At 66.8% G+C, this 12,775-nt stretch carries 11 protein-coding genes; 5 read left to right on the forward strand and 6 right to left on the reverse strand.

Annotated features, from left to right (window positions below; translation table 11 throughout):
* The first annotated feature begins 15 nt into the window (after positions 1 to 15).
* Genes cofG through cofD form a run of 4 tightly spaced genes read left to right on the forward strand, consistent with a single transcriptional unit; the run spans position 16 to position 5,400 of the window.
* Positions 16 to 2,292, forward strand: a complete 2,277-nt coding sequence (gene cofG / locus FB560_RS06025) for a 7,8-didemethyl-8-hydroxy-5-deazariboflavin synthase CofG (RefSeq protein ID WP_141871527.1) — start codon at positions 16 to 18, stop codon at positions 2,290 to 2,292.
* On the forward strand, positions 2,289 to 3,764 hold the full coding sequence (locus FB560_RS06030) for a flavin-containing monooxygenase (RefSeq protein ID WP_170198073.1): 1,476 nt from the start codon (positions 2,289 to 2,291) through the stop codon (positions 3,762 to 3,764). Before cofG ends, FB560_RS06030 begins: the two co-directional genes overlap by 4 nt.
* Positions 3,761 to 4,405 (forward strand): 2-phospho-L-lactate guanylyltransferase, encoded by a 645-nt coding sequence (gene cofC / locus FB560_RS06035; protein ID WP_141871528.1) that lies wholly within the window; start codon positions 3,761 to 3,763, stop codon positions 4,403 to 4,405. Before FB560_RS06030 ends, cofC begins: the two co-directional genes overlap by 4 nt.
* Positions 4,402 to 5,400 carry a 2-phospho-L-lactate transferase gene (gene cofD, locus FB560_RS06040; protein ID WP_141871529.1) on the forward strand — a complete coding sequence of 333 codons (999 nt, stop codon included), beginning with the start codon at positions 4,402 to 4,404 and terminating at the stop codon, positions 5,398 to 5,400. The genes cofC and cofD overlap by 4 nt, the downstream gene beginning before the upstream one ends.
* Before the next feature lie 46 nt (positions 5,401 to 5,446).
* Here cofD and ctlX read toward each other — a convergent pair whose 3' ends face one another.
* The 6 genes from ctlX to FB560_RS06070 all read right to left on the reverse strand — a co-directional run bounded on the left by ctlX (position 5,447) and on the right by FB560_RS06070 (position 12,039).
* Positions 5,447 to 6,352, reverse strand: a complete 906-nt coding sequence (gene ctlX, locus FB560_RS06045) for a citrulline utilization hydrolase CtlX (RefSeq protein WP_211349951.1) — start codon at positions 6,350 to 6,352, stop codon at positions 5,447 to 5,449.
* A gap of 25 nt (positions 6,353 to 6,377) precedes the next feature.
* A complete protein-coding gene (locus FB560_RS06050; protein ID WP_141871531.1) occupies positions 6,378 to 7,406 on the reverse strand; it encodes an ornithine cyclodeaminase in 1,029 nt (342 codons plus the stop codon).
* 70 nt (positions 7,407 to 7,476) lie between these two features.
* A complete protein-coding gene (locus tag FB560_RS06055) occupies positions 7,477 to 8,610 on the reverse strand; it encodes a M20 family metallopeptidase (protein WP_141871532.1) in 1,134 nt (377 codons plus the stop codon).
* Entirely contained in the window at positions 8,607 to 10,610 is a 2,004-nt protein-coding gene (locus FB560_RS06060; protein WP_141871533.1) for a hydantoinase/carbamoylase family amidase, read from the reverse strand. The genes FB560_RS06055 and FB560_RS06060 overlap by 4 nt, the downstream gene beginning before the upstream one ends.
* Before the next feature lies 1 nt (position 10,611).
* Positions 10,612 to 11,067: a YybH family protein gene (locus FB560_RS06065; RefSeq protein ID WP_141871534.1), complete on the reverse strand. Its 456-nt coding sequence runs from the start codon at positions 11,065 to 11,067 to the stop codon at positions 10,612 to 10,614.
* Positions 11,068 to 11,094: 27 nt separating this feature from the next.
* On the reverse strand, positions 11,095 to 12,039 hold the full coding sequence (locus tag FB560_RS06070; RefSeq protein ID WP_141871535.1) for an LLM class flavin-dependent oxidoreductase: 945 nt from the start codon (positions 12,037 to 12,039) through the stop codon (positions 11,095 to 11,097).
* Between the two features lie 65 nt (positions 12,040 to 12,104).
* Here FB560_RS06070 and FB560_RS06075 point away from each other — a divergent pair, with 65 nt between their 5' ends.
* Positions 12,105 to 12,722 (forward strand): TetR/AcrR family transcriptional regulator, encoded by a 618-nt coding sequence (locus FB560_RS06075; RefSeq protein WP_141871536.1) that lies wholly within the window; start codon positions 12,105 to 12,107, stop codon positions 12,720 to 12,722.
* Positions 12,723 to 12,775: the final 53 nt, after the last annotated feature.

A 12,775-nucleotide genomic window follows, 5' to 3' on the forward strand; every position in this document is an offset into this window, starting at 1 on the left:
CACCGGGGCCGCCTGATGTACGTCTCCGCGGAGGCGACCCAAGTCGAGAGGCTTCTCGGCGCTCGAGGCGACGCCCTCGACGATCTTCTCGACCACGCATCGAGCCTGCGGGACGAGGGGCTGAATAGGATCGGCCGCCCGAAGACCATCACCTATTCGAGGAAGGCCTTCATCCCGCTAACTACCCTCTGCCGTGACCGCTGCCACTACTGCACCTTCGTGGACACCCCCTCGCAACTGCGTCGCAAAGGACAGCGCCTCTACATGTCGGAGGAGCAGGTGCTCACCGTCGCACGACGTGGCGCGGCCCTCGGCTGCAAGGAAGCGCTACTCACACTGGGGGATCGGCCGGAGAGCCGGTGGCCGCAGGCCAGGGAATGGCTCGACGAGCATGGATTCGCGTCCACGCTCGACTATGTCGGAGCGATGGCCCGCCTGATACGGGAGGAGACGGGCCTGCTACCGCATCTCAACCCCGGCGTGATGAGCCACGACGAGATGGTCACACTTCGACCGACGGCCCCGTCGATGGGAATGATGCTCGAGACGACGTCGCGCGCCCTCTTCACGGAGCCCGGCCGAGCGCACTACGGCTCGCCGGACAAGGATCCGGCAGTCCGCCTCCGGGTCATCGAAGACGCGGGTCGAGCGCGGATCCCGTTCACCACTGGTGTACTGATCGGGATCGGCGAGTCTCTGGCGGACCGTGCGGAGTCCCTGCTGAGGCTTCGTGATCTGCACGAACGATACGGTCACATCCAGGAGGTGATCGTTCAGAACTTCCGTGCCAAGTCGCACACCGTCATGCAGTCGGTGCCCGACGCGCACAGACGGGACTACCTCGCGGCCGTCGCGGTCGCGAGAATCGTTTTCGGGCCCGACATGCGCATCCAAGTCCCTCCGAACCTGTCTGACCCCACGGAGTTCGAGTCGCTGATCCGGGCCGGCATCGATGATTGGGGCGGCGTGTCACCGCTGACGGCGGACCACGTGAATCCCGAACGGCCGTGGCCGCAGATCGATGACCTCGCCGCGTTGACCGCCGGTGCCGGTTTCCGGCTGCGGGAGAGGCTCACCGTGCATCCCTCATATCTGCGGGAGCCCACCGCCTGGATCGACGACGCCCTCGTGCCTGCGGTCCTTACACTGGCCGATCCGCTGACCATGCTCGCCAGCGAGCGAGAGCCGTCGTCACCGATGCGCGGGCACGGGGAGAACGAGCGCGGGAGTCGCGTGCGTCGGAGCGGACAGAGCATCGTCGACCGTGCCAGCGCTGATCCGGAGAATGTCGACGATGCGGAGTGGGCGCACCTTCTGCATCTCACCGGGGATGGGCTCGAACGACTTGCCGTCGTGGCGGACGAGGTACGCCGTTTCACCGTCGGCGAGTCGATCGGCCTCGTCGCGAACCGCAACGTGACCTCGACATACTGGAGCGCCCGTCCGATGCCGGGCAGGTTCACCATCGCCGGGTTGGCCGCGATCGTCGACGACGCCGCAGAAACCGGCGCGACGGAGATCTGTCTCCAAGGGCAGATCCCGAGGGAGGAACCAGACGACGGATACCTGCAGCTCGCGCGCATCGTCAAAGCGACGTCCCCCGACCTCCACCTGCACGCCTTCCGGCCCGGCGACATCTGCGACCATGCGGACCGCATGGGCGTGACCATCGACGACGCGGTGAGAGACCTCCGGGAAGCGGGCGTCGACACGATCCCCGGAACCGGCGTGAAGATCCTCTCGGAGAGAGTGCGCGCGCGCAGCGGACCGGAAGATATCCCCGTCGACCGGTGGATCGACGTCATCATCGCGGCGCACCGTGCCGGGCTGCGTTCTTCGTCGGTCATTCACTACGGCCACGCAGAGTCGGCGGATGAACGGGTGGCGCACCTCCGGAAGATCATCGAGATCCAGCGCCTGACGGGCGGATTCACCGAGATGGTGCCGATGCCCCATCCGCACGGGGTGCCCTTGGTCTCAGGGCGATCACCAGAAGATGAGCATCGAGCCATGTTCGCGGTGGCCAGGCTGATGCTCTCCTCAACCGTTCCGCACATTCAAGTGCCGTGGACGCGGCTGAACGACCGACACATCCTGGCCGTGCTCCGCTCCGGCGGAGACGACCTCGGTGGCACCCTCTTCGACGGGCGCATCCTCCCCGCCATCGGTGCGGAACACGGCCGGGAGATGCGGCCCTCCCGTGCCCGTGGCATCACCGCAAGTCTCTTCCGCCCCCTGCGGCAACGCACCACCGACTATAAGGATGTCCCTGCGGAACGGCGGATCCTATGACTGTCGTCGACGTCGATGTGCTCGTGGTCGGCGCGGGCTTTTCCGGGATAGCGGCGGCGATGATGCTGAAGCAGACGGGGCTGTCCTTCCAGATCCTCGAACGGGCATCCACCTTGGGAGGAACGTGGAGGGACAACGTTTATCCCGGGGTAGCCTGCGACGTCCCGTCGCACCTCTACAGCCTCGCCACCCATCCCGATCCCCGGTGGTCCCGTCTCTTCGCGCCCGGGGCTGAGATCCGAGAGTACCTCGAGCGCGTCGCCAGTGCAGAGGGGATAGACGCGCGCATGAGATTCGACTCTCCCGTCCGCCGCGCATCCTGGACGGGAAGTCAGTGGCTGGTCGAGGTCGGAGGAACGAATCCGCGTACCCTCTCCTCCCAGTCGATCGTGCTGGCGTGCGGTCGGCTGACCGAACCACAGTTTCCGCGGATACCGGGGCTCGGTGGCTTCCCGGGGCCGACGATGCACACCGCTCGCTGGTCGCCGGACACGGAACTGCGCAACCGTCGCGTCGCGCTCGTCGGAACCGGCGCCAGCGCGGTGCAGCTCCTGCCGGAGCTGGTGGCCGAGGGCGCGACCGTGACGCTGTTTCAGCGCACGCCCCCCTGGGTGCTCCCGAAGGGGGACCGGGCGATCACGCCGGAAGAGAGGGAGAGGATGTCCTCCGTCCCCGGTGCGCTGGAGGAAGTCAGGAAGCAGCTGTTCGATGAGGGCGAGGCCCGATACGCGTCCAGGTCCGGGGAACGGCAGGCGACGAAGGCGGCGCGGGAGGCGGCACGATCCCACCTCAGGTCCCAGGTCGCCGATCCGGGGCTGCGGGAAAGCCTGATGCCTCGCTATCCGTTCGGCTGCAAACGGGTTCTTCTGTCCGACGACTTCTATCCGGCTCTCGCCTCCCCGGCCGTCACCCTCGAGCCCAGTGCGCTGGCCGCGATCAGGGGTGAGGAGCTCGTCGCGGCGAGCGGGAGCATCCATCGCGCCGATCTGCTCGTGTTCGCGACCGGCTTCGAGACGATCCATCAACCGTACGCGGATATCGTCGAGGGAGAGGACGGGTACACGCTGGCTGAGCATTGGTCGTCGGGGATGGCATCGGTGGGGTCCACCCTGGTCGCGCGCTTCCCGGATCTTTACATCCTCAACGGGCCGAACGCCGCACTCGGACACAACTCCTCGCTTCTGATGATCGAAGAGCAATGCCGCCTCATCGAGCGCTGCGTGAGGGATCGTCGTCGGCCCGTCCGGGTGAGCACGCACGCGCAGGCTTCCTACACCGAGGGCATCATCCGCAGAAGCCGGGGCACGCCCTGGGTGTCGGGTGGATGCACAAACTGGTACGTCGACGAGCGCAACGGGCGACTGAGCCTGCTCTGGCCTGGCACGGTTGGTGACTTCCGCGAGGAGATCGACAGGATCTTTCCGATCGGTGCTGACGGGCGGGTACTGGCCGAGGCGGAGGCTGCACGATGAGCGTGGTCGCTCCGGCGTGGACGATCATCATCCCGCTCAAGGACTTCCGTGTTGCGAAGTCCCGACTCCTTGGTGTCGGTCGTCCGAGACTGGCACGCGCCATGGCGGCGGACACGCTCAGAGCCGTGGCTGCCTGCCGGTCGGTGGAGGAGATCGTCGTGGTCGCTTCGAACGTCGAGAGCGTGAGTCCGCTGCTTCCCCGTAAGGCACGGGTGGTCGCTGAAGGTGCACCCGGAGGCGTCAACAAGGCGATCGCGATCGGTCGGTCCTCGACGAGTCGCCGGCGACGTCGCGCGGCGCTGGTCGGTGACCTTCCTTTCCTGACCCCCGAGGATCTCGCCGAGGCGCTCGTACAGGCTGCGGAGTGCCGAGCCGGGGTCGTGCCGGACAAAGAGGGCACGGGCACGACCATGGTCACCTGGAATGCGGAGGTCGAGATCATGACCCACTTCGGTCGAGGTTCCTTTCACAGACACACCGATGCGGGATACGCGCCGCTGTTGCTCCGAAACACGTCCGGCGTTCGATGGGATGTCGATGTTCGCGAAGACCTTGCGCCGGCGCTTCCTGCTGAAGGGACGGAGACCCTTCGGGTGATCGCGTCGTTGGCGCGACGGGTCGACGTGAAGGAGTGGCGATGAACGCCCGCACGCCTCGCATCACCGTGCTCGCCGGCGGGGTCGGCGGCTCTCGTTTTCTCGTGGGGATGCGCGAGACGGTGCGCCGTCGCGGGATCGACCGCGCCCAGGACCATCTCGTTGCGATCGTGAACACGGGAGACGACCTCTGGTTGTCGGGGATCAGGCTCCAGCCCGATATCGATTCCATCCTGTACGCGCTGGCCGGGGTGAACGACGCGGAGCGTGGATGGGGACGCCGTGAGGAGACGGAACGGGTCGCTCGGGAGCTTCGAAGCTGGGGAGCCGGGTGGCCGTGGTTCACGCTGGGAGACCTCGATCTCGGAACGCACATCGCCCGCACGGGATGGCTCCGCGACGGTCTGACGCCCACGCAGGTGGTGGAGCTCCTGGGTCGTCGATGGGATCTCGGGGTTCGCATGCTCCCGATGACCGACACGGAGGTCGATACGCTCGTCACCGTGCGAGACGGCGACGATGTGCGCCAGCTGCACTTTCAAGAGTGGTGGACGAGGCATCGAGCGGCGCTGACCCCCCTACGTTTCGATAACCCCGGTATCGACAGCGCCCTTCCCGCGCCGGGGGTGACCGAGGCGATCCTCGACGCAGACGTCGTCGTCCTGGCCCCGTCGAACCCGGTCGTCTCGATCGGTCCGATCCTTGCCGTCCCGGGGATGCGCACCGCGCTCCAGTCCACGAAGGCGCGGGTCGTGGGTGTGTCTCCCATCATCGACGGCGCCGTGGTCAGGGGCATGGCGGACATCTGCCTGGAGGCCCTCGGCGTCGCCACGAGTGCAGATACGGTGGCGGCCCTGTACGGTGCGCGAGAGCGTGGCGGGCTCCTCGACGCCTGGCTCGTGGCCGAGGAGGATCGAGCGCTCGTCCCCGCCATCCGTGAGATCGGCATTCGTGCTCTCGTCGCGCCCCTGTGGATGCACGGCGGCACGGCGTCCGCGGATGTCGCGGAAGCCGCGCTCGGCGCAAGCGGGTTCGAATAGGAAGGAGAGGGGGAGATCGCCTGCGCCGGAGTGCACCACGTTCGCGTCAGGACACGGCGGGCAGCGCATCCCGGCGCCCGAGGCGGATCTCGGCGAGCATGCAGCGGACGGAACCTCCGGCGCGCTCGATCGTCGGTATGTCCAATCGAACTAGCTTCGCCCCCTTCTCCAGCGCGCGTCGCTGATCGCGCGTCAATGCAGTATGCGCTCGTGTAGACATCGCGATGATCGGGCCGGAAGGGGCATCCAATTCCAGGATGTTGGCGGCGAAGTCGCCGATCTGCGCGACGTCGAGGTCGATGACCGTGCGTTCCTGCGTCTCGAGGGCTTCTCGCAGCCGCCCGCGCTCGTCATGGTGGGGGAGGAGCTCGGGACACAGGACCGCGAAGCTCTCGCCGATGCTCAGCAGGACATTGGTGTGGTACACCGGCAATCCCTCCGAATCGGCCGTATCGAAGCGATGTGGCCGATACCCGAGGAGGTCGCACACCTGCTCGAACAGCCCGTCGTCGGTGCGCTGCGAGCGGGCCATGAACGCGATACGGGTGGAGTGATCGAAGACGATCGCCCCGGTGCCCTCCAACGCGCGGCCTTCATCTTCAGCGGCGGTCAAGTCGACGAGTTCAGAGACCTCGAACTCGTGGCGAAGATGCTCGATGACGTCCGCACGGCGCTCGCTCCTCCGATTGGGCGCATGCATGGGGTACAGGACGAGCTTTCCGTCCGCATGGGTCGAGAACCAGTTGTTGGGGAACACCGCGTCCGGACGATCGACGCGATCATCGTCGAAGAGCTCGACCTCGACACCGTGTCGGCGAAGGACGAAGGCGGCCTGATCGACCTCGTCGCGCGCTCGCCGAGAGACCTCTGAGGCGGTGACGTCGTCGGCGCTTTGGAAAGCGTTGTCGCTCAGAGTTTGAGGATTGACATGAAAATGGTGCGGTCGGATCATCACGACCGTGCGTGCCCCTCCCATCTCAACCAATGGGGGCAAGGGGACCGACGAGGCCGAACAGGTCTTTGGGATCGTCCGGGGCCACGATCAGATCGATCGGCGTCGTATACCCGGTTCCGGCGACCTGGTCGCGGACGAACCGGAGCGCGGAGAAGTCCTCGATGGCGAAGCCGACGGAGTCGAAAGTCGTGACCTCGTCCCGGCCGACGCGACCCGGTTCCGTCCCCGTCAGCACCCGCCACAGTTCTGTGACAGGGAAGCTCTCTGGCATCTGCTGGATTTCGCCTTCGATGCGCGTCTGCGGCGGATACTCCACGAACACCCTGCCGAGGGAGAGGATGGCAGGATCGAGTTCGGTCTTGCCCGGGCAATCGCCCCCGAGGGCGTTGATGTGGGTGCCCGGATCGATGTCCGACGCGGAGAGCACCACTGCGCGGGTCTTGTCCGCTGTGCATACCGTCACGATGTCGGCGCCGCGTGCGGCATGGCCGGCAGAAGACGCGACCGTCACCTCGAAGCCGAGGGGGAGCAGGTTGCGCGAGAGCTTGACCACGGCGTCAGGGTCGGTGTCGAACACGCGGACGCTCTCAATACCGAGCATCTCCCGGAACGCGATGGCCTGGAACTCCGACTGACTGCCGGCCCCCACCAACGCCATCACGGCGGAGTCGGGGCGAGCGAGTGCGCGGGCCGCCAACGCCGACGTCGCCGCCGTGCGCAATGCCGTGAGCAGGGTCATCTCAGCGACGAAGGTCGGATACCCGTTGTGTACATCGGCGAGGACGCCGAACGCGGTGACGGTCTGGAACCCGCGGGCCGGATTCTCCGGATGACCGTTGACGTACTTGAACGCGTACTCTTCCCCGTCGCTCGTCGGCATCAGCTCGATCACGCCGAACGGCGTATGGCTCGCCACTCGAGGAACCTTGTCGAAGCGCTCCCAACGTCGAAAATCGTCATCGAGATACTCGACCATGCCGCGTATGATCGTGCCCACCCCGGCATCCCGGACCCACCGCGTCATGGACCGCACATCGATCAGGCTTGTCATTGCTTCCTCCTCGGGTTCAGTGTCTGAGGCACCCGCCTGTGGTGGCGGCGTACACGGGATATCCGGTCGCTCAGGACAGCAGCCGGGACGCGAAGGACGCATGCATCGCTGCACCGACCGCGAGACAGTCGTCGTCGAGGCGGAACTGCGAGGTATGCACCGGCGAGGCCTCCGGCGAGCCGGCTCCGATGAACAAGAGCGCGGACGGCACGCGATCGGCGATGAGGGCGAAGTCCTCCGACGAGGTCAACGGCTCCGGCATCTGAAGGAACCGACCCTCCGTGATCTGGTCGGCGACGGCGGCCGCGTCGGCGAACACCACGGCATCGTTCACGAGGACGGGGGCGTATGGTCCGGACCAGTTCACGTCGACTCCCGCCGTCGTGGTGACGACTCGCTCGAGCGCCGCACGGCCTGCCTCTTCGCCCGTGGTGGAATGCGCCCGGATGGTCCCTCTGATCACCGCGGAGTCGGAGATGACGTTGCTTGCCGAGCCGGTCGTGAGCAGGGTCACGGAGAGGACGAAGCCAGAGCTCTCCGGCTGCTCGTCGACATCGGCGAGCTCGAGCGCCAGTCGTGCGGCGCCGAGCAGCGGAGTTTCCCGCGTCCCGGCCGTGGAACCGTGGCCCCCGGCACCGCGGACGACCAGTTCGAACGGCGTGCTCGACGCCATCTGCGTACCCGGTCGCCCCGCAAGGCATCCCACGGGGAGTTGCGGTGCCACATGCAGCGCGAACGCCGCGTCGATGCCGTCACAGATTCCGGCGTCGACCATCAGAGCCGCACCACCATGCCCTTCTTCTCCCGGCTGGAAGACCAGGCGTACCGTCCCTTGCAGAGTGTCGCGTTTCTCGCACAGAATGTGTGCAGCCCCCAGAAGCATGGCGGTGTGCGCATCGTGCCCGCAGGCATGCATCACGCCAGGGGCGTCCGCAAAGCAATCCGCACCCGGAGCCTCGTCCAGCGGGAGCGCGTCCATGTCTGCCCTGAGGAGCACCGTCGGACCGTCGCCGCCGGAGATGACGGCCGTGACGAAGAGATCGTCGTCGGTGCTGATGATGTCGACCCCGATATCCTCCAGCACCTCGCGGACGTAGCGGCGGGTGCGGGGCAAATCGAGACCGATCTCCGCGCGCCGATGGAGCTCCTGACGCCAATGGCGCATCGATGCGGTGAGGCGGTCCGAGATATCCCGAGGCTTCATTGATGCGCTCGCAGCACGCGGTCTGTGAGAGTGGCGAGTGCGCGCACTCCGCCGGCCAGGAGGTCGTCGTCTGTGTGCTCGTTCGCGGCGTGACTGACCCCGCCGCGGCTGGGAACGAACAGCATGACGGTCGGCACGCCGGCGGCGGAGATCTCGCAGGCATCATGAAGCGGCCCACTGACAAGGGCGTCGTGTTCTCCGGTGATCGCTGAGGCGACGGTGGAGGCTTCCCCGACGAGGTCGGACGAGAAGCGCACCGGCGGTGTGGTCCACACCGGTGTCTGTTCGCACTCGACCTCCTCCTCCTCGCTGATGCGGTGGAACTCCTCAGAGATCTCCGACCACAGCGCCTCCAGCTCTCCCGCGTCCTGATGGCGCACGTCGAGCATGAGCGTCACCTGCGCGGCGATCGCGGTGGGGGTGGGGGGCGTGGCGGAGAGCACTCCGCAGGTGATCAGACCGTTGCGCGACAGTGCCGCCGTCCGGGCGGCGACCAGGGCGCGCGAGGCAACCATGACCGGATCGTGGCGCAGGTCCATCGGAGTGCCTCCGGCATGCCCCGGCGTGCCGGTCAGAACCAGTCGATGCCGTTGCACGCCGAGGGAACCGGTGACAGCGGCGAGATCCTGCCCGGTCTTCTCGAGAACGGGCCCCTGCTCGATGTGAAGCTCGAGGTAAGCCGCCACGTCGTCGAGGTCCGCCGTCGCGAGGTGGATGCGTGTCAGGTCGACGCCGTTCTCCTTCAGCACGTCCTCACTGCGGCGACCGTCGGAGTCGACGAGTCGCCGGAGCGCATCCACGTCGAGGGCGCCCGTGAAGGCCGCAGACCCATAAAGGCTCCGCCCGAAGCGCGCGCCTTCTTCATCGGCCCAGTCGGTCAGGCGCACGGTCAGAGGCGGGGTGCCCTGAGCAGCAAGAGTGCGCAAGACTTCGAGGCCCGCCATTACTCCGAACGCACCGTCGAGATTGCCGCCGTCGGGCACCGAGTCGAGGTGGCTTCCGATCATCAGCGTGCGAGACGAGGTGCCCGGCAGCTCGGCGTGGTGGTTTCCCGCTTCGTCCGTCCAGTGACGGACCCCGGGAATCTCGTCGAGCAGAGTCGAGAAGAGTGCGCGAGCATCGCGCCAGCGGGCGCTCCAGCACAGTCGCTGCGCCCCGCGATCGTCCTGTGTCAGGCGTCGCAGCGACTCGAGGTCCGCGATGGTCCGTTCGGGACGCACCGGCGTGCTCCAGAAGCCCGTCAGCACGGACGCGATGCGGTCGGCATCCTCGAGGTGCGGGAGGTGTCCGAGGCCGGCCATCGTGAGGGGCACGCTGCCTGCCGCTTCGGCGAGGCTCGCTACCGCTTCGGGCGGACACGTCAGATCTTCGCGGCCACCCAGGACGAGGAGAGGGTGGGGAGTGGCCGAGGCGAACGAGTCCAACGGGGTGCAGAACGCCATCTCGAGAATCCCTGTGGCAGTCTCGACGTCATTGCTCGACGCACGTTCGATGGCTTGTCTCACCAGATCGGCCGGCGCATCAGGACGGTAGGAGACGTGGGGGATGACCTCGTTGAAGAATGCGCGGGGGCCGACGGCGCGGAGCGCGGCTGCGGCCTCTTCGAAACGAGCCCGGTTGCCACCGAGGGACGTTCCCACGGTGGTCACCGTGCTGACCCTGTCGGGGTGCGCCGCCGCGTAGGCGAGAGCCACGCCGCCGCCGAAGGACGACCCGACGACGTGAGCGCGGTCGATGCCGCACGCCGTCAGAAGCGCCTGAACGGACTGCACGCACACGTCAATCGAAAGCGGGCGCACCTCATGAGACCCCCCGTGCCCGGGAAGGTCGATGGCGAGAACGGAATGGTCTTCGAGACGCTCGGATAGCGCCAGCCATTCCGCAGCCTCGCCGTTCGCTCCGTGCACGAGCACGACGTGTGACGAGCCTTCGGGCCCGAGACGCCGCCACCCGGTGACCGTGCCGTTCGCCGTCGCCGCTGATACCGGGGTCGCGTTCACGTCAGCGCCCGCCCAGCAGGCCGGGGAGGTGGGGCGACCCGTGGTAGTGGATCATCTTCCACTCCCCGTCATCGCGCCGATACACCTCCGTGCATCGGAACTTTCGGTCGAGGTCTCCTCCAGCCTCTGCCCCGGCACCGTCTCCGAAGTCCACTTTGAGCAACGCATGGCAATGCACGACCGCAAGGTCTCCGCTGATCAGGTAATCGTCGCCCCATGCCTCGGAGACGGCGCGGGGGGACCCCGCTTGGGCCATCATTTCCCGCAGGCGCAACCACAGCAGGATGATCTCCGACTGTCCGTAGAAGTCAGCGCCGACCGTGTTCCACATCACGAAGTCGGGGTGTACGTGGGCTCGCAGCCAATCCACGTCCGCGGTCTCGTTGGCCACGACCCAGCCGTTATGGAGCGCTTTGAGGTCGGCGAGCTCGCGCTCGAAGTTGTCGGTGATGGACATCGTCTTCTTCCTAACTGTTTGGGTGACTCAAAGGACGGTGGTGCGGCTGTCGCGCGAGGCGGTCAGGCTGCCGAGAGCGGCAGCGAGCAGCCCGGGGGCGTGGTGGATGTCGAGCGCAACCTCATCCACGCCGGCATCGGCGTACTCCGAGAGGCGGGCGCCGAGATCCTCCGGCGTCCCCGCGATACTCATCCGCTCGGCATCGCGGCGCGGATCCAGTCCCGGGGCGAGGATCGCGAGCACCGCGGGGGAGAAGCGCGCGAGACGGGAAGCCGCGTTCTCGACGGCGCCGGCGAGCGTCTTGTCGACGCTGCCGATCGCCTGCGCGTTGATTCGGAAAGTGTCACGGGGGCGACCGATCTCCTTCAGAATCTTCTCGATCTTGCTGACGGCATGCTTGATGTAGTCGATCGAGGCCCCGGTCGACAGAGACACGCCATCGCCGGTCCGCGCGGCGAGCTCGAGCATTCGCGGACGGATCGCCATGATGTCCAGTGGGACCGAGGACGGTTCGCGGAGCTGGAAATCCTCGAATAGGTGTCCGGCCCAGACACCCGACATGCGCTGACCCGAAAGGGTGCCTCGCACGGATTCGACGTACTCTCGGACCAGTGCGACCGAATTGCTGCCCCCGCCGATGCGTTGCATGAGCGCGGTTCCGCCCAGACCGAGCTGCGCCCGTAGTCGCCCCGGAGCGATCTCGGCAAGGCTGGCGAACTCCATCGCGAGAACTGCGCCGTGTCTGCTCACCGGCGCGGGGCCGACGATGCCCACGTCCAGACCCGGATACCGATCGAGAAGCAGCGCGGTCGGTACCACTGCGTCGTGCCAACCTACATGCTCGCAGTACCACAACCCATCTAGCCCGGCGGTGTGAGCCGCCTCCGCGATCTCCATGCTCTCGCGCAGCGGAGCTATGCCACTGAAGCTAAGCGAAAGACGGAGGCGTCTGCGCGACGAGTTATCGGCCATTTGGCCAAAATAACCGATCGCCAACGTCACGGTCAAGTGCGACCCGTCGAGATAGGGTCAGGGGTATGCCGAAGATCGTTGATCATGCTGCGCGCAGACTCGAGCTAGCCGACGCGTGCTTGCGTGTCGTATCCAGAAGCGGCCTGGCCGGGGCGACGACGCGTGAGATCGCCAGGGAGGCGGGCGTGTCGCACGGCATCATCGCCCACTACTTCTCGGGCAAGGATGAGATCCTCCACGCCGCACTGCAGCGGTCACTCGATCTGTTGACCGTGAGGGTCGACGACACGGTGGCGACCCTCGTGGGGGCACGGGCTTTGCGTGCCGCGCTCGTGCAGGCGATCCCCAGTGACCCCTCTTCGCTCACTGGGGAGCAAATCGAGCTGGCATTCTGGGGACAGGCGCTGACCGATCCCCGCCTCGCGGCTGAGCGGTGGCAGTCCTATGTGCGATGGCGCCGGCTGCTGATGCCGCTTGTGCTGGAGGCCCGCCGCCTCGGAGAGATGCCGGAGAACGTCGATCCCAGCGTTGTCGTGGAGGCGCTGATCGCTCTCGTCGACGGTCTCGGCGCCCAGGCGGCTCTGTATCCGGAGCGGGTCGCGGTGGGTGACCAGCGTGCAGCTCTGGATGCGGTTCTCCGTGCCTTCGGCATCGTGATCGAAGAGCCGGGTTTCTCTGCATGAAAAGCTTGACAAACAGCGTGTGATCACTCATCCTCTGTTCATTGGCCATCTGT

Source organism: Microbacterium saperdae (genome assembly GCF_006716345.1).
Taxonomy (GTDB): domain Bacteria; phylum Actinomycetota; class Actinomycetes; order Actinomycetales; family Microbacteriaceae; genus Microbacterium; species Microbacterium saperdae.